Annotated in this window: 19 protein-coding genes; 15 read left to right on the forward strand and 4 right to left on the reverse strand. The window is 68.1% G+C overall.

Features of this window, described 5'->3' with window-relative positions; genetic code table 11:
* Positions 1 to 46: 46 nt before the first annotated feature.
* Positions 47 to 619: a TetR/AcrR family transcriptional regulator gene (locus ITJ61_RS16975; RefSeq protein WP_194686924.1), complete on the forward strand. Its 573-nt coding sequence runs from the start codon at positions 47 to 49 to the stop codon at positions 617 to 619.
* 33 nt (positions 620 to 652) lie between these two features.
* Here ITJ61_RS16975 and ITJ61_RS16980 read toward each other — a convergent pair whose 3' ends face one another.
* Positions 653 to 1,081 (reverse strand): YdeI/OmpD-associated family protein, encoded by a 429-nt coding sequence (locus tag ITJ61_RS16980; RefSeq protein ID WP_194686925.1) that lies wholly within the window; start codon positions 1,079 to 1,081, stop codon positions 653 to 655.
* Positions 1,082 to 1,194: 113 nt separating this feature from the next.
* On the opposite strand from ITJ61_RS16980, the gene ITJ61_RS16985 reads away from it, so the two are divergent.
* The 8 genes from ITJ61_RS16985 to ITJ61_RS17020 all read left to right on the forward strand — a co-directional run bounded on the left by ITJ61_RS16985 (position 1,195) and on the right by ITJ61_RS17020 (position 8,961).
* The gene (locus ITJ61_RS16985) at positions 1,195 to 1,605 is read left to right on the forward strand and encodes a VOC family protein (RefSeq protein WP_194686926.1); all 411 of its coding nucleotides are present in this window, start codon (positions 1,195 to 1,197) and stop codon (positions 1,603 to 1,605) included.
* 125 nt (positions 1,606 to 1,730) lie between these two features.
* Positions 1,731 to 2,678 (forward strand): mevalonate kinase, encoded by a 948-nt coding sequence (gene mvk / locus ITJ61_RS16990; protein ID WP_104306381.1) that lies wholly within the window; start codon positions 1,731 to 1,733, stop codon positions 2,676 to 2,678.
* The gene (gene mvaD / locus ITJ61_RS16995) at positions 2,675 to 3,682 is read left to right on the forward strand and encodes a diphosphomevalonate decarboxylase (RefSeq protein WP_219819561.1); all 1,008 of its coding nucleotides are present in this window, start codon (positions 2,675 to 2,677) and stop codon (positions 3,680 to 3,682) included. The genes mvk and mvaD overlap by 4 nt, the downstream gene beginning before the upstream one ends.
* Positions 3,679 to 4,767, forward strand: coding sequence for a phosphomevalonate kinase (locus tag ITJ61_RS17000; RefSeq protein ID WP_194686927.1), 1,089 nt, complete (start codon positions 3,679 to 3,681; stop codon positions 4,765 to 4,767). The genes mvaD and ITJ61_RS17000 overlap by 4 nt, the downstream gene beginning before the upstream one ends.
* On the forward strand, positions 4,760 to 5,845 hold the full coding sequence (fni, locus tag ITJ61_RS17005; protein ID WP_194686928.1) for a type 2 isopentenyl-diphosphate Delta-isomerase: 1,086 nt from the start codon (positions 4,760 to 4,762) through the stop codon (positions 5,843 to 5,845). The genes ITJ61_RS17000 and fni overlap by 8 nt, the downstream gene beginning before the upstream one ends.
* Entirely contained in the window at positions 5,842 to 6,888 is a 1,047-nt protein-coding gene (locus ITJ61_RS17010; RefSeq protein WP_104240845.1) for a hydroxymethylglutaryl-CoA reductase, read from the forward strand. Before fni ends, ITJ61_RS17010 begins: the two co-directional genes overlap by 4 nt.
* Before the next feature lie 26 nt (positions 6,889 to 6,914).
* Positions 6,915 to 8,087, forward strand: coding sequence for a hydroxymethylglutaryl-CoA synthase (locus ITJ61_RS17015; RefSeq protein WP_104240846.1), 1,173 nt, complete (start codon positions 6,915 to 6,917; stop codon positions 8,085 to 8,087).
* A 31-nt stretch (positions 8,088 to 8,118) separates the two neighbouring features.
* Complete coding sequence (locus ITJ61_RS17020) at positions 8,119 to 8,961, forward strand: universal stress protein (protein WP_104298942.1); 843 nt, start codon at positions 8,119 to 8,121, stop codon at positions 8,959 to 8,961.
* A gap of 160 nt (positions 8,962 to 9,121) precedes the next feature.
* On the opposite strand, the gene ITJ61_RS17025 is transcribed toward ITJ61_RS17020, so the two are convergent.
* On the reverse strand, positions 9,122 to 9,466 hold the full coding sequence (locus tag ITJ61_RS17025; RefSeq protein WP_104240848.1) for a histone-like nucleoid-structuring protein Lsr2: 345 nt from the start codon (positions 9,464 to 9,466) through the stop codon (positions 9,122 to 9,124).
* 262 nt (positions 9,467 to 9,728) lie between these two features.
* Between ITJ61_RS17025 and ITJ61_RS17030 the strand changes: the two genes are divergently transcribed.
* Complete coding sequence (locus tag ITJ61_RS17030) at positions 9,729 to 10,658, forward strand: AEC family transporter (RefSeq protein WP_104240849.1); 930 nt, start codon at positions 9,729 to 9,731, stop codon at positions 10,656 to 10,658.
* Positions 10,659 to 10,711: 53 nt separating this feature from the next.
* Complete coding sequence (locus ITJ61_RS17035; RefSeq protein WP_104240850.1) at positions 10,712 to 11,218, forward strand: HtaA domain-containing protein; 507 nt, start codon at positions 10,712 to 10,714, stop codon at positions 11,216 to 11,218.
* On the opposite strand, the gene ITJ61_RS17040 is transcribed toward ITJ61_RS17035, so the two are convergent.
* Together ITJ61_RS17040 and ITJ61_RS17045 are read right to left on the reverse strand one after the other, a co-directional pair.
* A complete protein-coding gene (locus ITJ61_RS17040; protein WP_308471580.1) occupies positions 11,215 to 12,363 on the reverse strand; it encodes an App1 family protein in 1,149 nt (382 codons plus the stop codon). The genes ITJ61_RS17035 and ITJ61_RS17040 overlap by 4 nt on opposite strands.
* A 4-nt stretch (positions 12,364 to 12,367) precedes the next feature.
* Positions 12,368 to 13,096, reverse strand: a complete 729-nt coding sequence (locus tag ITJ61_RS17045; protein WP_194686930.1) for a DedA family protein — start codon at positions 13,094 to 13,096, stop codon at positions 12,368 to 12,370.
* Positions 13,097 to 13,345: 249 nt separating this feature from the next.
* Here ITJ61_RS17045 and ITJ61_RS17050 point away from each other — a divergent pair, with 249 nt between their 5' ends.
* Genes ITJ61_RS17050 through cydC form a run of 4 tightly spaced genes read left to right on the forward strand, consistent with a single transcriptional unit; the run spans position 13,346 to position 19,154 of the window.
* Positions 13,346 to 14,773 carry a cytochrome ubiquinol oxidase subunit I gene (locus tag ITJ61_RS17050; RefSeq protein WP_104240852.1) on the forward strand — a complete coding sequence of 476 codons (1,428 nt, stop codon included), beginning with the start codon at positions 13,346 to 13,348 and terminating at the stop codon, positions 14,771 to 14,773.
* Positions 14,773 to 15,801 carry a cytochrome d ubiquinol oxidase subunit II gene (gene cydB / locus ITJ61_RS17055; RefSeq protein ID WP_104240853.1) on the forward strand — a complete coding sequence of 343 codons (1,029 nt, stop codon included), beginning with the start codon at positions 14,773 to 14,775 and terminating at the stop codon, positions 15,799 to 15,801. The genes ITJ61_RS17050 and cydB overlap by 1 nt, the downstream gene beginning before the upstream one ends.
* A gap of 3 nt (positions 15,802 to 15,804) precedes the next feature.
* Positions 15,805 to 17,478 carry a thiol reductant ABC exporter subunit CydD gene (gene cydD / locus ITJ61_RS17060; protein ID WP_194686931.1) on the forward strand — a complete coding sequence of 558 codons (1,674 nt, stop codon included), beginning with the start codon at positions 15,805 to 15,807 and terminating at the stop codon, positions 17,476 to 17,478.
* Positions 17,475 to 19,154 (forward strand): thiol reductant ABC exporter subunit CydC, encoded by a 1,680-nt coding sequence (cydC, locus tag ITJ61_RS17065; RefSeq protein WP_194686932.1) that lies wholly within the window; start codon positions 17,475 to 17,477, stop codon positions 19,152 to 19,154. The genes cydD and cydC overlap by 4 nt, the downstream gene beginning before the upstream one ends.
* Positions 19,155 to 19,231: the final 77 nt, after the last annotated feature.

Genomic DNA, 19,231 nt, shown 5'->3' on the forward strand with positions numbered 1-19,231 from the left:
ACAGTGTCAAGATAGGACGACAGTCAGCTTAGCTATGATGTTGCTCATGTCAAGATCGGATGCGCCGTACCACCACGGCAACCTCGGCCCGGTCCTCGAGGCCGCAGGCATGGAGCTGCTCGCGCAGAAGTCGCACGCCACGATGAGCCTCCGGGAGCTGGCCCGCGAGGCGGGTGTCAGCCACAACGCGCCGTACCACCACTTCGGAGACAAGGCCGGGCTCTTCAAGCGCCTCGGCGAGGTGAGCATGCAGCACCTCGTGCACGCGGTCAGCTCGGCGGATGCTCCCGGGGTCGCCCCACAGGAGCGTGCCCTCGCGCTCACCGTCGCCTACGTCGAGTTCGCCGTCGAGCATCCACATGCCTTCACGCTCATCTACGACCCGGAGGTCTGCATCCCGGGGGCGCCGAGTGCCACGATGGCGCCACTCATCCAGGAGCTCGAGGGGCTGCTCGGGAATGCGGCCGCCGGCCTCGACCCGGAGGCGAGCCCCGCCAGGATCGAGGCACGTGCCGCGGCGCTCTGGGCAACCGTGCAGGGCCTGTCCCACCTCGTGATCGCGGGCCACCTCACGCTCGCCCAGGTCCAGCCAGCGCTCGCCGAGTCGCTTCGACGCTAGGCGGTCATGCAGAACCCGGATGTGACTCAGGAGTTATGCCAGCGACGCGACGACGGCGGCGATCCTGCGTTCGCGAGTCGCGTCGGCCTTCGCTGACTCGACTTTGGTGATCTGGGCCTTCCTGGCGCTCGGTGAGAGGGCATCGAAACGCGCCAGCGCGCCCGCGTCGTCGAGCGCCTCGGCGAGGTCCGCGGGCACCTCCGTGGTGCGCGGCTCGGTGTCGAGCTCGATGACGACGGTGATCGGGTCACCACCCTGTATGCCCGTCTCCTTGCGCTTCTCTGCGCTGAACGAGATGAGGAAGCGCCCGCCCATGACCGCGACAGTGCTCCGGTACGTGTAGCCGTTGACGGTCACGACGACGGCCGGCTTCTTTCCTGCGCCGAGCCGCTCGATGACCTCCACCGGCACCTCGATGCCCGTGTTCCTCCCCATGAGGCTCATGGTCGTCGTGAATTCCATGCCGAGATTGTTTCACGGTATTCCCTGCCGGGATGCCTCGAAATGTCGGCGGCCTGTGCCACGATCGGATGGTGTGACGAGGCCCGTCGTCCATAGGAGAGAAAGGGACGACCATGGCCGTCATCCTCAACCCGTACATCCACCTCCTCGACAACGCGCGCGACGCGCTCGAGTACTACAGGGAGGTGTTCGGGGGCGAGCTCGTGCTCAGCACGTTCGGCGACTCCGGCATGCCGATGGACCCCTCCGAGTCGGAGAAGATCATGCACGGCCAGCTGACGACTGCCAGCGGGTTCACGATCATGGCCTCCGACACGCCCTCCTTCATCGAGCCCAACCCCGGACGAACGGTCGAGATCTCGCTCAGCGGCGACGCCGCCGAGGAGCTTCGCGGATACTGGGACAAGCTGGCCGACGGCGGCGAGATCGAGCAGCCGCTCGTGCAGGCGCCGTGGGGAGACACCTTCGGAATGCTGGTCGACCGTTTCGGGGTCGCATGGATGGTCAACATCCTGGGAAGCTGACGAGTGCCCGAAATGCGTTCGGCCTGGCTGCGCCGTACACTTGACGCCGACCTACTGCGAGGTGAGTGACCCTGGTGCCATCGAGTTTCGACGTGACGTCGCTTGCTTCTCTCGACACTTCCGCGTTGCCGCGAATCGGACGAGCCGTTGGGCGCGGAAGCGCGCACGCCAAGCTCATCCTGTTCGGCGAGCACGTCGTCGTCTACGGGAAGCCGGCCGTCGCGCTTCCGCTGCGTGCCATGCGCATGCGAGCGACCGCCTGGCGCGAGGGCACTGAGCCGCGCTTCGAGTCCGACCACTACACGGGGCCGCTCGCGGCAGCTCCGGAGATCGTGGAGGCTCCGAGGAAGGCCATCGAGGAGACGCTGCGCGCGATCGGGGGCGAGCTCGCGGGACTCACGGTCGCGGTTCGCGGCAACATCCCGCTCGGACGAGGACTCGGGTCGAGTGCCGCTGCGGCCGGCGCGATCGTCGACGCCGTCTCCCGCCTGCACAACGTGACGCTCTCCGGTGGTGAGCACTTCGCGCTTGTCCAGCTGGCCGAGCAGGTGGCGCACGGCAAGCCGAGCGGGCTCGATGCGCTCGCAACGACCATCCCGTCGCCCATCCGCTTCCAGAACGCGAGCGCCGTGCCCGTGCCGGTCGCCCTCGACGCCTGCTTCGTGATCGCCGACACCGGTGTGCACGGATCCACGCGCCAGGCTGTCGACGACGTGCGCACCTCGCTCGAACGCGACCACGACGCCACGATGTCGATCATCGACGCCCTCGGGGACCTCTCCGACCTGGCCATCACCGACCTCGAGACCAACGAGGCACGCTCGCTCGGCTCCCGGATGTCGGAGGCGCACGTGCTGCTCTCCAGTCTCGGCGTGAGCCACCCAGCCCTCGACGAGCTGGTCGAGGCTGCGACCGGCGCTGGCGCGTTCGGCGCGAAGCTCACGGGAGGCGGGCTCGGCGGGTGCATCGTCGCCGTCGTCGATCGGGGAAACGCAGCGGTCGTCGCGGCTGCGCTGCAGAGCGCTGGTGCGATCCAGACCTGGAGCGTCACCAGCACTGGCACGCCGCTGTGACCGCGACCGCCGTCGCCTACCCGAACATCGCGCTCATCAAGTACTGGGGGAAGCGCGATGAGGCGCTCATCATCCCGCAGACCTCGAGCCTGTCGCTGACGCTCGCGGTCTACCCGACGACGACGACCGTCTCGCTCCTGGGGGAGGGCCAGTCCCACGAGATCCTCCAGGACGGCACGGCTATGCCGGAGGCCGCGGCCGCCAAGGTCGCGCGCTTCCTGGACCACGTCGGCGAACTCGCCGGCAGCGTGCGGTCAGCGCGGGTCGAGACGAGCAACGCGGGACCGACGGGCGCTGGTCTCGCATCCTCCGCCTCCGGCTTCGCCGCGCTCGCAGCGGCAGCATCGTCGGCGTACGGCCTCGACCTGTCGCCGAGGGAGCTGTCGCGGCTCGCACGGCGCGGCTCTGGCTCGGCCTCACGCTCGATCTTCGGCGGCTTCGCCGTCTGGAACGCGGGCACCGACGACCTCAGCTCGTACGCCGAGCCGGTCGACGATGCGCACATCGACGCCGCCATGGTGCTCGGCATCGTCAACGCGGGGGCGAAGTCGATCTCGAGCAGGGAGGCCATGCGCCGGACCGTCGAGACCTCCCCATACAACGCGCCATGGGTCGAGACGAACCCAGGCGAGCTGGCGCTCATGCGCGATGCGCTCCGCCGTGGCGACTTCACGGAGGTCGGCGAGATCTCCGAGCGAAACGCCCTCCGCATGCACGCGGCCATGCTCGGGGCCGTGCCCCCGGTCCGCTACCTCACGGCGGGCAGCATGGCGCTGCTCGATGCCGTCGCCGCCCTCCGACGCGGTGGCCTCGAGGCCTACGCGACCATGGACGCCGGGCCGAACGTGAAGACGCTGTGCAGGGCCTCCGAGGCCCCGGCTGTGCGTGACGCGCTCGCATCCGCGGCCCCCGGCACCGAGTTCGTGATCGCCCCGGCCGGTCCGGGTGTGGCGGTCACGAACGCCGACGCACAGGCAGACGCCGCCCCCGGAGTGGTGCGGTGATCGTCGCCGAGGCACCGGGCAAGCTCTTCGTCAACGGCGAATACGCGGTCGTCGAACCGGGCAGGCACGCCGTGATCGTCGGCGTGTCGAGACTCATCCGAGCGAGCCTGCGGGCTGCCTCGGCCGACGAGGGCAGCACCGTCAGCTCGCACCAGTTCGGCGCGCAGCCGGTCCCCGTGAACATCGACGGCGACCTCGTCTCGATCGATGCCCCCGGGGCGGACCTCGTCCGGGAGTGCATCCGAGTGCTGGTCCAGCTGGCGCACGAGCGTGGCATCGAGCCGCAGCCCTTCGCGCTCGACATCGAGAGCGAGCTCGACGACGTCAGCGGTCGCAAGTTCGGCCTCGGCTCGAGCGGCGCGGTCGCCGTCGTCACCGTCCGCGCCGTGGCGGAGCACTTCGGCATCAACGTCGGCGACGACGCGGTGTACCGCCTCGCGAGCCTCGCCACGATCGAGCTGCGCCCCGCCGCATCGTGCGCCGACATCGCGACGAGCACACTCGGCGGGTGGGTGCACTATGCCTCACCGGATCGCCTCGCCGCTCGCGAGCTCCGACGCCGCAGCGGGGTCGAGGCGAGCCTGGTCGAGGCCTGGCCCGGACTCGTCCTCGAGACGCTTCCGTCCCCGAGCTCCGTCGTCCTGCACGTGGGGTGGACCTCGGCGCCGGCTTCGACCGCCGAGCTCGTCAGCACCCTGCACGCCGGAGATTGGCGATCGACCGAGCAGTACGCGGCCTTCCTGACGGAAAGCGACCGCATAACGGCCGCGCTCGTCGCCGCCGTGCGTGCCGAGCGCAGCGAGCTGGCCCTCGCGGCCATCCGCGACGCCGAGGCCAACCTCGAGGCGCTGGACGAGCTGAGCGGCATCGGCATCCGCACCGAGGCGCTCTCGGCGCTCATCGCGGCAGCACGCTCGGTCGGGATCCCCGCGAAGACCTCCGGGGCCGGTGGCGGAGACTGCGGCATTGCCCTGGCACCCGCCCACAACGAGGAGCTCGATGCCGCGTGGCGCGCCGCCGGCATCGAGGTCCTGGATCTGCACGTCGTACCGCACCGTCGAGTTGGAGTTCGAGAACATGGCTAACCGCAAGGACGAGCACGTCGACCTGGCACTCGCGCAGCGTCCCGGCATCGTCCGGAACGACTTCGACGATGTCCGCTTCATCCATCACGCGCTCGGCGGGGTCGACCGGGCGACCGTCTCGACGGCCGTGCAGGTGGCTGGCGCGAGCTGGCCGGTGCCGTTCTACCTCAACGGGATGACGGGCGGCAGCGAGCGCACGGGCATCATCAACGGCGACCTGGCGCGCGCAGCTCGCGAGACCGGGATCGCGATGGCCGCTGGCTCGCTCTCCGCCTACCTCAAGGACGCATCGACGGCCGCCAGCTTCCGCGTCATCCGTGACGAGAACCCCACCGGCTTCGTCATGGCGAACGTCAACGCGACCGTGTCGCCGGATGACGCTCAGCGCGCCGTCGACCTGCTCGAGGCGAACGCGCTGCAGATCCACATCAACTCGGTGCAGGAGACGGTCATGCCGGAAGGCGACCGGGACTTCGCCGCGTGGCCCGCCGCGATCGAGTCGATCGTGCAGCGTGTGAGCGTGCCGGTCATCGTGAAGGAGGTCGGCTTCGGACTCAGCGCGAGCACCCTGGAGCGGCTGGCCCAGCTCGGCGTGCAGTACGCCGATGTGAGCGGGCGCGGCGGCACTGACTTCGCCAGGATCGAGAACTCCCGGCGCCGCCTCGGCGACTACGCGTCCCTCGTGGGCTGGGGCCAGTCGACGCCGGAGGCGCTCATCGAGGCTGACTCGAGCACTGCCGCTCTGCCGGTCCTCCTGGCGTCGGGGGGAGTGCGCACGCCCCTCGACGTGCTCCGCGCTCTCGCGCTGGGCGCGCGGGCGGTTGGGGTCTCCGGGCACTTCCTCGAGGTGCTCGTCGAGCACGGGGTCGAGACGCTCATCGAGCACATCCGCTCCTGGCAGGAACAGCTCACATCGCTCCAGACGATGCTCGGCGCCGTCACCCCTGGCGCGCTCAGCCAGCAGGAGCTGGTCCTCCACGGCGCCCTCCTCGACTTCTGCACCTCCCGCGGCATCGACCCGGCCACCGTCTCGCGTGCACGCGGGCGGGGCATTCTCCCATCGAAAGGACAGCGATGAGCACCGAGCTCCTCGACCACGCACCAGTTCCGCTCAAGTGGGTCGGTCCGGTTCGCGTGACCGGCAACGTCATGGAGGGTGAGCAGCTCGTGCCGCTCGCGACCTACGAGCAGCCCCTGTGGCCGTCGGTCGGCCGTGGTGCCAAGATGTCGATGCTGGTGCCCGACGGCATCAAGGCGACGCTCATCGATGAGCGCATGAGCCGCTCGGTGCTCTTCGAGGCAGACGACGCCGGCGTCGCGCTCAAGGCGCTCCGCGAGATCGAGGCGCACATGCACCTGCTGCAGGAGGTGGTCGCGACCAGCAGCCGATTCGCGCGCCTCATCGACCTGCACGCGCAGATCGCCGGCAACCTGCTCTTCCTGCGCTTCGAGCTCACGACCGGGGATGCTTCCGGCCACAACATGGTGACGCTCGCCTCTGAGCGACTCATGGACTTCATCCTGCGTCGCTGGCCCGAGCTTCGCTACGAGTCCATCTCTGGCAACTTCTGCTCAGACAAGAAGGCGACTGCCGTCAACGGCATCCTGGGCCGGGGCAAGAACGTCGTCACCGAGCTGGTGCTCCCGCGCCGCACCGTCGAGCGGTGGCTGCGATCGACCCCTGAGAAGATCGCCCAGCTCAACGTCCGCAAGAACCTCATCGGCACGATGCTCGCCGGCGGTCTCCGGACGGGCAACGCGCACTACGCGAACATGCTCCTCGGATTCTTCCTCGCGACCGGCCAGGATGCGGCGAACATCGTCGAGGGCTCGCAGGGCATCACCCATGCGGAGGTGCGCGACGGCGACCTGTACTTCTCCTGCACGCTGCCCAATCTGATCGTCGGCAGCGTCGGAAACGGCAAGGGTCTCGACTTCATCGAGGCGAACCTCGCCCGACTCGGCTGCAAGGAAGAGCGAGAGCCCGGAGCGAACGCTCGGAGACTGGCCGTACTGTGTGCGGCAACCGTTCTCTGCGGCGAGCTCTCCCTCATGGCCGCCCAGACGAACCAAGGCGAGCTCATGGCCTCGCACATCAAGCTGGAACGCGCCGCGAACTGAGCGACGCTCGGAGACGATCGAAGACTATGACTACACCAATCGGCATCCACGACCTCGCGTTCGCGACGGGGTCACGCGTGCTCGACCTCTCGGTCATCGCCGAGCGGCTCGGGACCGAACTCGAGAAGTACACGATCGGCATCGGCCAGGAGCGGATGAGCATCACCGCGGCCGACGAGGACGTCGTCACGATGGGTGCGGCCGCGGCCAAGCAGATCATCGACCGGCACGGCGTCGAGGGCATCAGGACGGTGCTCTTCGCGACGGAGACCGGCATCGACCAGTCGAAGGCCGCCGGTGTGTACGTGCACCAGCTGCTGGACCTTCCGGCGACCTGCCGCGTCGTCGAGCTCAAGCAGGCCTGCTATTCGGCGACCGCCGCGCTGCAGTTCGCCACCGCCCTGGTCGCCCGTGATCCCCGTCAGCGGGTGCTCGTCATCGCCAGCGACGTCGCGCGCTACGAGCTCGGCTCGAGCGGGGAGCCCACGCAGGGCGCGGGGGCTGTCGCGATGCTCGTCGCTGCGGACCCGGACCTGGTGGTCATCGAGCCAGGCTCCGGAGTCTTCACGAGCGACATCATGGACTTCTGGCGGCCGAACGGGCGAGTCACCGCGCTCGTCGATGGAAAATACTCCATTCGCGCCTACCTGCAGGCCGTCGAGAACGCCTGGAGCGATTACGCGGCCCAGGGTGGATTCCCGATCAGCGAATTTAGCCGCTTCTGCTATCACCAGCCGTTCACCAAGATGGCGTCGAAAGCGCACCGTCACCTCATCAAGACCGCGGGTGGCGATCTCGACGCCGGGGTGCTCGACGCGCAGATCGCATCGACGCTGAAATACAACAGAATCATAGGAAATACCTACACCGCATCGATCTATCTGGCGCTCCTCAGCCTCTTGGACAGCGATGAGGACCTCGAGGCAGCGAAGATCGGGTTCCTCAGCTATGGCTCCGGAAGTGTCGCGGAGTTCTTCGCGGGGACGGTGCAGCCCGGATATCGACAGCATTTGCGTGCCGAGGAGAATCGGGCGGTTCTCGAGGCGCGAGTCCCCATCGACGCCGCGGAATACCTCGTGTGGCATGAGCGACGCGACCCGAGTGGACTTGGCGAGTTCGCGCTCCCCAACGAGACGCCCGGTCCATTCCGACTGGCGGGATTCACGGATCTCAAGCGGGAGTACACCTCTACGCAGTGATTCCACTGGCCGACGGCGTTAGCATTCGGGTATGAGCGAGAACATCACCGTCGGAGTCGCCGGAAACCAGCCTGGAATCGTCGCCACGCGATGGGCGGCCGCGCGAGCCTCTCGCGGTCGGAAACGTCTGAAGCTCGTGCACATCGTCGATCCGAGGATCGCGGGGGCCGGAAACCCAGACCTCCTCATCGAAGCGGAGAGCGCTGCGGCTCGCATCCTCCAGGAGGCCGCGGAGGCGGCGCTTGCCGTGGACGCGGCGCTCGAGGTCGAGACGGCCGTCATGACCGGAGCCATCATCGAGACCCTCACGGAGCTGTCCAAGACGTCCAGCCTCCTTGTGGTCGGCAGCAACCGGGGGGAGTCCTCAGGGCGGGCGAGTGGCACGCACAGCGTGCGCGTGGCCGCAGCCAGCGAATCTCCGGTCGCCGTGATCCCCGACGTCGATCTCTCGGGCCGGCGCGGGGTGGTGGTCGGGGTCGACGGCTCCGACCTCTCGGAGCACGCTCTTGCCGTGGCGGCTGAGGAGGCGAGCCTGAGCGGAGAGCCCCTCATTCCGGTGCACGCCTGGCACGCCCCGAACGTCTACGGCGGCGGCGTCATCGTGACCGGCGACTTCTTCGATGAGCTCCGCCTCTCGGCGGAGGAGACGCTCTCACTGGCCCTCGCCGGGCTACGGGGGCGCTACCCGGATCTCGAGATCACGCCGGTGGTCGTGGAGGGCATCCCGGACATGGCGATCATAGATGCCGCCCATTCGGCGTCGCTCGTGGTCGTCGGCAGTCGTGGACGCGGCACCTTCGCTCGTCTCCTGCTGGGTTCCGTGAGCCACGGGGTCCTCGCGCACCTCGAGACGCCGACCATCGTCGCCAAGTAGGGCGTCTCGCTGCCGCGTTTCCCGAGCGTCTTCATGGGGAAGAAGTCGTGAATGCGGCGGGTGAGTGACGAAAGGAGGGCCGGACGGCATTCGCCGTCTGGCCCTCTTCTCTGCGTGCGGTCCGTTCCGGGTTGCCCCTGCGGCCGCTCAGTCCCGCAGCTTAGGAGTTCGCCGCTTCGAAGTCCTCGATGATCGAGCCGGGAATGCGGCCTCGGTCGGAGATCTTGTGTCCTTCAGCGCGAGCCCAGGCACGAATTGCCGCGAGGTCGCGCTTCGGACGGCTGGAGCTGGAACCCGTCGACTTGTTCTTGCGGGTCTTCGCTACCGTGCGGGCCGCCGACACGTAGTCAGCGAGCGCGTCGCGCAGCTTCTTGGCGTTCGCGTCCGAGAGATCGATTTCGTAGTCGGTTCCGTCGAGGGCGAATTGGACGGTCTCGCCTTCGCCTTCGGCGAGTGAACTCGAGTCGATGTCGTCGACGAGCTGATAGATGACTTTCCGAGCCATGTGGATCCCCTTCGTTTAATGCAGAGCGAATACATGCTAGATGATTATCCGGTGATTTGAATCCAGGTTCGTCCAGAAGGCCGAAGTCGGTGCCGAATTCCCCGAACACTAGGTGACGACACGACGAGGTCACGCACAGCCGAAGGGATTTCGGTTGCCGATCCCGCGGCCCGCCGGAATGCCACTCGGACGCTCGGGAGCGAATGACGGCACCTCAGAGCGGACTGGTGGCTGGTGCGGGCAGGATACGATTTCGACAGCTATGAATGTTCTTCAGGGATTCGCGGTCATCGCCGTCATCGTCACGGTGGGCGTGTTCCTGGCACGCAGTGGCGTGCTCGGGCAGACCGGGCAGACCGGCCTCTCGAAGCTCGCGTTCAACGTGGCGACGCCGGCGCTGCTCTTCACGCTCATGGCAGACGCGCACCTCGAGGTCCTCTACTCGAGCCAGTTCGTCGTGACCGCGATCGCGATGACTGCCGTGGCACTCGTGTACGGCGCCATCGGCGCGCTGCGCAAGTGGGGGCTCGGCACGACGACCTCAGGTGCGATGGCGGCAAGCTACGTCAATGCCGGCAACCTCGGCATCCCCATCGCCGTGTATGTCCTCGGTGATGCGACGCTGGTCGCTCCGGTGATGCTCGGACAGCAGCTCATCATGGGTCCCATCTTCATGACCCTGCTCGATATCGCCTCGCGGGCCGAGGACGCGCCGAGGCTCCGCTGGTGGCAGATCGTGCTGCGTCCGTTCCGGAACCCCATCGTCATCGGTGCGCTCGCCGGCATCGTCGTGAGCGCATCCGGCATCACCATCCCGCCCTTCCTGCTCGATCCGCTCGAGCTGCTGGGGGGCATGAGCGTTCCTGCCATGCTGCTCGCGTTCGGCATGTCCCTGTGGGGCAACGCGATCCCCTTCCGGGAGCCAGAGCGGGCTCCTGCGATCGTGGCCACCGTGCTCAAGGTATTCGTGCATCCGGCGCTCGCCTGGCTCATCGGGGCGTGGCTCTTCGGCCTCGATGGGGCGGCTCTGCTCATCGTGGTCGTCACCGCGGCCCTGCCCTCCGCGCAGAACGTCTTCACCTACGCCAGCAACTACGGGGTGGGAATGAGGGTCGCGCGCGAAGCGATCCTGGCGTCGACGTTCCTGTCTGTTCCGGTCATCTTCGTCGTCTCGCTGCTGCTCTCGAAGTAACGAGAGCAGATTGACGCTGGCGCTTCGAATTCGAGGCGGGCTAGCGTGGGGGCATGGAGCTCTGGCGCGGGGAACTGCGATGGCCGATCAAGTCGTCCTTCGTCGAGTACGTGCGTCGCTCCGGCGGCAAGGTGCTGCTCGAGGGTGGCGCGTTCGTCGACGACGAGGAGTTCGCCTACCCGCGCGGAGCCACCGACTCGGCGTGGCTGGCCGGCGACGCCCCCATGGGCAGCGCCTCCTTCACCGGAGCCGTTCGCCTCACCGGGCACGGCGGCATGCTCGACGTCAGCTTCCGGAACCCGCAGCTCGTCTTCGAGGGTGAGGACGCGAGGCTCGTCGTGCAGGGTGAGGGCGGCGAGCTCATCGACTTCGCCAGCTGCGAGATCGGGACTCCGCTCGTGCGCGACGACGTCGCCGAGTGGCTCGGGGTGCGGGTGATCCTCACTCCGGAGGGCTCGAGGGTCTTCAACGGCATGTACCGCCCGTACTCGGAGATGGACTCCCTGAACTTCACGCTCGCCCTGGGTAGGGCGCAATCCCCGCGGGAGGAGCCCGCCTAGCGGGTCGCGTCGGGTGCCTGTGCCGGTGCCTGCGTGAGGTCGGGCAGGATGCCAGCTTCGGTCAGCTGCTTGGCGAGTCCCGCGCCGTCCGGAGCGTAGACCCACGGAATGGGCGCGTTCTTGCGCCAGTGCGCACTGGCCGCGCGTCCACCCGCCAGCACTGCCTCGCTGGTGGACAGCTGACGGATGGCGATCGCGAGCACGCGATCTGGGTGGCGGCTCGTGAACTCGCCGTAGATCTGCTCGTCATGCTGTCCGTCGTCGCCGACGAGGATCCACTTGATGTCCGGGAACTCCCGCGCGAGGCGGTCGAGGTTGGAGACCTTGTGCTCGAGCCCGGAGCGGAAGATGCGATCCGGGGTTGGCCCCCAGTCGGTGAGCAGGAGCGGACCGGCGGGGTAGAGGTTTCGCCCGAGGAAGCGCGCGAGCGTCGGGGCGACGTTCCAGGGGCCCGTCGACAGGTAGACGACGGGGGTCTCGCTGCGCCCGAATGAGGTCAGGATGCGCTCGGAGAGCACGCTCATGCCCGGGGTCGGTGTGCGCGCGTGCACGTCGAGGACGAAGGTGTTCCAGGCTGCGAGCATCGGACGAGGCAGCGCCGTCACCATGACGGTGTCGTCGATGTCGGAGAGCAGCCCGACGCGCTGCTCGTCGGCGACGATGAAGACAGGCGCGGTGCTCGTCTGGCGGTCGAAGCTCTCGAACGTGATGGTGTTCCACCCGGGCTTGAGGTTCGCGGGCAGGTTGATGTCCACGATGCCGCCGCGGTCGGCTTTGACCGAGTGTCGAACGCCGTCGATGATGACGGTCGCGGGGACGTTGCCTGCGGAGACGCGCGCGAAGCTCCGCCATCCGCGGACGACCGATTCGCGGCGCTTGCGCCTGAGCAGCCTGGAGAGGCTGAATCGGCGCCGGTTGCCTGGAGGCGCCATGTGGACCCGCGCGAGGGCGCGAACCCAGGACGTTGTCCCGTACCCGGTATAGGGCTCGAGGACCGTGAGGTAGCCGCGCTTGCGGACGAGCTTCACGCGCACGAGGCGCACTCGGTCCTCGATGCGGAAGGCGTTGTCGATCACGGCCCTGACGGGCTTGAGGCTCAGAAGCCAGCGCTCGAGCGGGGACTGGGCGTCGGAGGTCGGCGTCACCCGCTCATCCTCGCACGCCCGCGGTCTCGGCGTCTGAGCCGTCGTGGCCCGTCGGGGCGTCGGAGGCGGCTGATGCATCGGCAGCCTGCGCGTTCGCTTCGTCGAGATCGCGGTTCATGACCTTGCCGACGGCGCGCTTGACCAGCCACATGATCAGGAGGAACACGACGATGACGCCGACGAAGAGGTAGCCAGCCCAATGCAGTGACGACGAGAGCTCGCGGAAGCTCGCGGAGGCTCCGGCTGCGGCGCTCACGTAGGCCGTCGACCAGATGACGCAGGCGGGGATGGTCCAGGCGAGGAAGCGGCGGTAGCGCATGCCGCCCATCCCTGCCGTCAGCGGCACGAGTGAGTGGAGCACGGGCAGGAAGCGGGAGATGAGGACTGCGGGGCCGCCGCGACGCTGGATGAGGAGTTCCGCACGCTGCCATCGTTCGTCGCCGAGCCACCGGCCGACGCGTGACGCTCGGATCCTCGGGCCGAACGTGCGACCGAGCCAGAACCCGAAGGATTCGCCGAGCAGCGCGCCCACGATGGAGGCTGCGATCGTCAGGACCCAGGGGAGCGGTGCGTCGATGCCGGTGCTCAGGGCGAGCAGGACCGTCTCGCCGGGCACGATGAGGCCGATGAGCACGCTCGTCTCGAGCAGGATCGCGACGCCGACCAGCACGATCCGCCACACCGGAGGCACGGACTCGATGTACTGGAGGGCGGTCTCGATCAGCTCGTTCATGCTCTGCTCCCCGCATCCATGTCGCAGACTCTAGGGCCCGAACTTTGGCATCCCTGGAGATTCCCCTCCGTTATCATTTCGTTACATCCACTACAATATGTAGAAGTACCTGATCCGAAGGCGAAAATAGCAGAACTTAGGGTGTCCTATTCGACACGATGTAGTAGTCGGGGCGGCGTAGCATTGGGCCAGGAGTCGCGCTGCGATCCCGGGGCATCACGCCCAACCTCAGACGCATCAGGAGGCACTGTGGACGCCCTGCTGGATCCACTCATACTCGCGCGGTGGCAGTTCGGTGTCACGACCATCTACCACTTCCTCTTCGTGCCCGTCACTCTTGGGCTGGTCCTCGCCATCGCCATCTGGCAGACGGCCTGGGTCCGCACGGGCAAGGTCACCTACCTTCGCCTCACGAAGCTCTTCGGCAAGATGTTCCTGATCAACTTCGCCATGGGCGTCGTGACCGGCATCGTGCAGGAGTTCCAGTTCGGCATGAACTGGTCCGACTACTCGCGCTTCGTCGGCGACGTCTTCGGTGCGCCGCTCGCGTTCGAGGGGCTCGTCGCCTTCTTCCTCGAGGCCACGTTCATCGGCCTGTGGATCTTCGGCTGGGACAAGCTGCCGCCGAAGCTGCACCTCGCGACCATCTGGCTCACGATGATCGGCACGTGGACCTCCGCCTACTTCATCCTCGCCGCCAACGCGTTCATGCAGAACCCGGTCGGCTACGAGATGAACGAGGCCAACGGGCGAGCTGAGCTCGTCGACTTCGGCGCGGTGCTCACCAACCCCGTCGCGATGGCGGCGCTGCCGCACACGATCTTCGCCTCCCTCATGGTGGGCGCGGCGATCATCATCGCGACCGCCGCCTGGCACCTGAAGCGCGACCAGAACCACGACGTCATGCAGCCAGCGCTGAAGTTCGGCCTCTGGTTCATGCTCGTCGGCGGCGTCGGCACGATGCTCAGCGGCGACCAGCTGGGCCTCGCCATGGTCGAGGCCCAGCCCATGAAGATGGCCGCGGCCGAGGCGCTCTACACGACCGCGACCGGCGCAGACGCCTCCTTCTCGATCTTCACGTGGGGCACCCCGGACGGCTCGTCCGAGCTGTTCTCCATCCGCATCCCCTACCTCCTCTCCTTCCTGTCGACGCACACCTTCGACGGCACCGTCGAGGGCATCAACGACCTGCAGGCCCAGTACACGGCGCTCTACGGCCCTGGCGACTACGCCCCGGTCATCTGGGTCACCTACTGGGCGTTCCGCTGGATGATGGGCTTCGGCATGGCCTCCATCGCGGTCGCCGTCGCCGGTCTCTGGGTCACGCGCAAGAAGGCGAAGAACCCGCCGAAGAAGTGGATGTGGAACCTCGCGATCCTCACGGTGCTGTTCCCGACGCTCGGCATCACGGTCGGCTGGATCTTCACCGAGATGGGCCGCCAGCCGTGGCTGGTCTTCGGCCTCCTCAAGACGGAGGCGGGCGTCTCGCCCAACGTGAGCGGACTCAGCGTGCTCATCTCGCTCGTCGCCTTCACGCTCGTCTACGCGATCCTCGCCGTCGTCGAGGTCAAGCTGCTGCTGAAGGCCGCGCAGGAAGACCCGCCGAGTTTCGATTCCAACGCAGATGGCACCGTCGATGACGTTGCCGCCGTCAAGGTGAAAGCGAGCGTCTACTGATGGATCTGCAAGTCCTCTGGTTCTGGATCGTCGCTTTCTTCTTCGTCGGCTACTTCGTGCTCGACGGCTTCGACTTCGGCGTCGGCATCGCCCTCCCGTTCATCGGCAAGGACGACACCGACCGACGCGTGCTCATCAACACGATCGGCCCCATCTGGGACCTCAACGAGACCTGGGTCATCGTGGCCGGAGCGGCACTCTTCGCGTCCTTCCCGGAGTGGTACGCGACGATCTTCTCCGGCTTCTACCTGCCGCTGCTGCTCATCCTGCTCGCGCTCATCGTGCGCGGCGTCTCGTTCGAGTACCGCCACCAGGGCAAGGGCGTGGAATGGACGAGGTGGTTCGACTGGATGATCTTCGTCGGCTCGGCCGTCCCGGCCCTCCTCTGGGGTGTCGCGTTCGCGAACATCACGCAGGGCCTCGCTCTCGACGAGAACTTCAACTACATCGGCTCGTTCTTCGACCTGCTGAACCCGTACGCCCTGCTTGGCGGGCTCACGACGCTCACGCTGTTCTTCTACCATGGGCTGGTGTTCATCACTCGGAAGACGGAAGGTGACATCCGCGACCGTGCACGATCCCTCGCGCTGAAGGTCGGCGTCGTCGTCGCGGTGCTCGCGATCGCCTTCCTCGGCTGGACCGTCGTCGCGCACTTCTCGGTCGCAGGTCTTGCCCTCGCGCTCGTCGCCGTCCTCGCGTTCGTCGGCTCCTACATCAGCACGCTGCTGGGGCGTGACGGCATCGCCTTCGCGCTCGGCGCGCTGACCGTGGCCGCAGCGGTGCTGACGCTCTTCGCCTCGCTCTTCCCGAACCTGCTGCCCAACACGCTCGACCCCTCCAACCCGCTGACGATCACCAACGGCTCGTCCAGCGACTACACGCTCGGCATCATGAGCTGGGCGGCGCTCATCATCGTCCCGTTCGTCCTCGGCTACCAGGCTTGGACCTTCTGGGTCTTCCGCAAGCGCATCAGCAGGAAGACGATCACGGGAGACGCACACGAGGAGCCAGCGGTCGTCGCCGCCTGACCCGTGAAACCCCTCGACCCCCGCCTCCTGAGCCACGCCGCGTCGGCACGAAGCTTCTTCGTGCTCGGCGCGGCGCTCGGCGCAGTCCAGACCGCCTCCATCATCGGCTTCGCCTGGCTCGTCACGCACCTCATCGTGTCCGCGATCGCTGGCGAGCGCGTCGTGGAGCTGCTGCCGTGGTTCGGCGCCCTGCTCGTCGTGATCGCCGTCAGAAGCGCGGCGACCTGGGGTATGGAGGCCATCTCGGCGCGCGCGGCCGCGAAGGTGAAGAGCGAGCTGCGCTCCAAGCTGCTCGCGTCCATCGCGAAGCTCGGCCCTGCCTGGCTCACGGGCACCTCCAGCTCCCGGCTCACGACGCTTGCCGGCCCAGGCCTCGGCGCCCTCGACACGTACTTCGCCAAGTACCTCCCGCAGCTCATCCTGACGGCGATCGCCGCCCCCGTGCTGATCGTCGTGATGGCGCTCTGGGACCTCCCATCCGCCATCACGGTCATCATCACGCTGCCCCTCATCCCCGTCTTCATGATCCTCATCGGCTGGGCGACCGAGAAGGTCCAGAAGCGGCAGTGGACTGCGCTGTCGACGCTCGCGACCGGGTTCCTCGAGGTCGTGGAAGGGCTGTCGACGCTCAAGATCTTCGGCCGTGCGGAACGCCAGCCGGCGCGCATCCGCGAGGTCACCGACGGCTATCGGGTCGCGACCATGAAGGTCCTCCGGCTCTCCTTCATGTCCGGCTTCGCGCTCGAGCTGCTGGCGAGCCTGTCCGTCGCCCTCATCGCCGTCACGATTGGCATCCAGCTCATCAACCGCGACATGACGCTCGAGGTCGGGCTCTTCGTGCTGCTGCTCGCTCCCGAGGTGTACCTGCCGCTGCGCCAGGTCGGAGCTCAGTTCCATGCGGCCGCGGACGGCGTCGCCGCCTCCGACGACGTGTTTTCGATCATCGAGGAAGCCGAGAGGGCGGCTACGCCGAGCGATGCGCGCGCTGCTGCTGCAGCAGGTGCAGATGGCCCGATCAGCGCAGGCCTCCAGCACCGAGGCCTCGCCTTCACCGGCATCACCGTCGGCTACGAGGGACGCACGGTCCTCCGCGACTACAGCCTCGTCGTGACTCCGGGCGAGGTGACGGCCATCGTCGGCCCCTCAGGCGCCGGCAAGTCGACGCTGCTCGGCGTCGCGCGCGGCACCGTGGGCGCCTCGGGTGTCGTGACCATCGACGGCGAGCAGCTCACGGGCGATCGCCGCAGGGCCGCGATCGCCTGGATGGGCCAGTCGGCCTCGCTGATCGAGGGGACCGTCGCCGAGAACGTGGCGCTCGGCCAGCCGGATGCAGGGCCAGACGAGGTCCGTGCGGCCCTCGCCGATGCCGGCCTCGAGTTCCTCGACGGCGACCGGATGCTCGGGGTCGCGGGCGCGGGTCTGTCCGGTGGGCAGTCCCAGCGCGTCGCGCTCGCGCGGACGCTCCTGCGCGCCCGCCGACTCGACTGCCCCGTCGTGCTCTTCGACGAGCCGAGCTCGGCGCTCGACGCCGACACGGAGCAGCGCATCGCTGCCGCCTTCCGGAGCCTGGCACAGGAAGGACGGGCCGTGCTCGTCGTCAGCCACCGGCGCGCGCTCGTCGCCTCCGCCGACTCGGTGCACACCATCGAACGACTCGAGACGGTGGCGAACGCATGACCGGGAACCGGCAACGCGTCTCCGACGACGAGCGGCGGATCCTCCGTCTTGCGATGCCCTCCGCTCGGCGCCTGTGGCCTTCGATCGCCATCGGCCTGCTCAGCGCGATCTGCGCCGTGGCGCTCCTCGCGACGAGTGCCTACCTGCTGACCCGGGCGTCGGAGATCATCCACATCCTGCTCCTGGGCATCGCCATCGTCGGCGTGCGTGCCTTCGCCATCGGGCGAGCGGCCTTCCGCTACGTCGAGCGGCTGCTCGGCCACGACGCGTCCTTCCGGCAGCTCGCCGAGCTGCGCGTCGGCGTGCTCGAACGTCTCATCCCGCTGGCTCCCGCTGGCCTCGCCACACACCGCCGTGGAGACCTGCTGACACGACTCGTGAGCGACGTCGACGAGCTGCAGTTCCTGCCCCTGCGCGTCGCGCAGCCGCTCATCATCGCGGGCCTCACGTCGACGCTCGCCGTCATCGGCATCTGGCTCGTGAGCGCCCCGGCAGCACTCGTGCTCGCGATCTGCCTCGTGCTCGCGGGGATCGTCGCGACCACCACCAACCTCGCGATCTCGGGGCGCGCCGACCGCGAAGCCGCGCCGCTCCGGGCGGCCCTCAACGACCGCATCTACGAGACCGTCTCCAATTTCGAGACGCTCGAGGCTTACGGGGCGCTCGACGCGAAGCTCGCCGAGGTGGATGCCGCGGACGCGAGACTCCGCGACGCGCTCGTCTCCCGGGCACGGGGGAGCGGCGCCGTCGCCGGACTCGTCATGCTCTTCTCCGGACTCGCGACGGCGGGTGCGCTTGCCGTCGGCATCGACCCCACCGTCGACGGCACGCTGCTCGCGCCGATGCTGACCCTCATCGCGCTCGTGCCGATGGCGCTTTTCGAGATCTTCGCGCAGGTGCCGCAGGCGGTCGCCGCCTGGCGCCAGGTCAGGGCCAGCACCGCCAGAGTCGCCGATGTGGCACCGGCGTCAGCGCCGAGGGAGCTCCCGGATGCTCAGCCGCTGCCCGCCCCTCGCGCCGACCCGAGCCTGCCGGTGACGCTGACCCTGGAAGACGTCTCGGCAGCGTGGCCAGGTGCGCCCGAGCCCGCGATCAGCTCCGTCTCGCTCGAGCTGGCTCCCGGCGATCGGCTGCTGGTCGAGGGCGAGTCCGGCGCAGGCAAGACGACGCTCGCCAACGTGCTCGTGCGGTTCCTCGACTACGAGGGCTCGTACCGAGTCAACGGCGTGGAGGCGAAGGCGTACGCGCCCGCGCAGGTGCGGTCCGTCGTCGGCCTCATCGAGCAACGGCCCCACATCTTCGACGAGAGCATCAGGCAGAACCTGCTCTTCGCCAAGCCGGAGGCCGACGACGAGGAGCTCAGCGCCGTCCTCGAACGAGTCGGCCTCGGCGAATGGCTCGACGAGCGGGGTGGGCTGGAGGCGCGCGTCGGCGAGCACGGCGCGCTCGTCTCCGGCGGTCAGGCGCAGCGCATCGCGCTCGCCCGCGGCCTCCTGGCCGACTTCCCGGTGCTCATCCTCGACGAGCCGACGGCCAACGTCGACCCGGGTCTCGCCGACAGGCTCGTCGCCGAGCTGCTTGCTGCATCCGGTGACCAGCGCTCCGTCGTGATCATCTCGCACACCCCGCTCGACCCCGCCCTCGTCACACGCGCGCTTCGGCTCGTCGGCGAGTAGTCTTGGTCGTTGGTGTCCGACGCGAGGAGCCCCGCGCTTCGCGACGACGCCAGACGACCGCGACGAGAACCACCCTC

The organism is Pseudoclavibacter sp. VKM Ac-2888 (assembly GCF_015351285.1).
GTDB lineage: Bacteria > Actinomycetota > Actinomycetes > Actinomycetales > Microbacteriaceae > Pseudoclavibacter.

Excerpts from the sequence above, each read along its gene's own strand:
- ITJ61_RS16975 (WP_194686924.1), top strand. The coding sequence starts at position 47 with ATGTCAAGATCGGATGCGCCGTACCACCACGGCAACCTCGGCCCGGTC.
- ITJ61_RS16980 (WP_194686925.1), bottom strand. The coding sequence starts at position 1,081 with ATGGAATTCACGACGACCATGAGCCTCATGGGGAGGAACACGGGCATC.
- ITJ61_RS16985 (WP_194686926.1), top strand. The coding sequence starts at position 1,195 with ATGGCCGTCATCCTCAACCCGTACATCCACCTCCTCGACAACGCGCGC.
- fni (WP_194686928.1), top strand. The coding sequence starts at position 4,760 with ATGGCTAACCGCAAGGACGAGCACGTCGACCTGGCACTCGCGCAGCGT.
- ITJ61_RS17010 (WP_104240845.1), top strand. The coding sequence starts at position 5,842 with ATGAGCACCGAGCTCCTCGACCACGCACCAGTTCCGCTCAAGTGGGTC.
- ITJ61_RS17015 (WP_104240846.1), top strand. The coding sequence starts at position 6,915 with ATGACTACACCAATCGGCATCCACGACCTCGCGTTCGCGACGGGGTCA.
- ITJ61_RS17020 (WP_104298942.1), top strand. The coding sequence starts at position 8,119 with ATGAGCGAGAACATCACCGTCGGAGTCGCCGGAAACCAGCCTGGAATC.
- ITJ61_RS17025 (WP_104240848.1), bottom strand. The coding sequence starts at position 9,466 with ATGGCTCGGAAAGTCATCTATCAGCTCGTCGACGACATCGACTCGAGT.
- ITJ61_RS17030 (WP_104240849.1), top strand. The coding sequence starts at position 9,729 with ATGAATGTTCTTCAGGGATTCGCGGTCATCGCCGTCATCGTCACGGTG.
- ITJ61_RS17035 (WP_104240850.1), top strand. The coding sequence starts at position 10,712 with ATGGAGCTCTGGCGCGGGGAACTGCGATGGCCGATCAAGTCGTCCTTC.
- ITJ61_RS17045 (WP_194686930.1), bottom strand. The coding sequence starts at position 13,096 with ATGAACGAGCTGATCGAGACCGCCCTCCAGTACATCGAGTCCGTGCCT.
- cydB (WP_104240853.1), top strand. The coding sequence starts at position 14,773 with ATGGATCTGCAAGTCCTCTGGTTCTGGATCGTCGCTTTCTTCTTCGTC.
- cydC (WP_194686932.1), top strand. The coding sequence starts at position 17,475 with ATGACCGGGAACCGGCAACGCGTCTCCGACGACGAGCGGCGGATCCTC.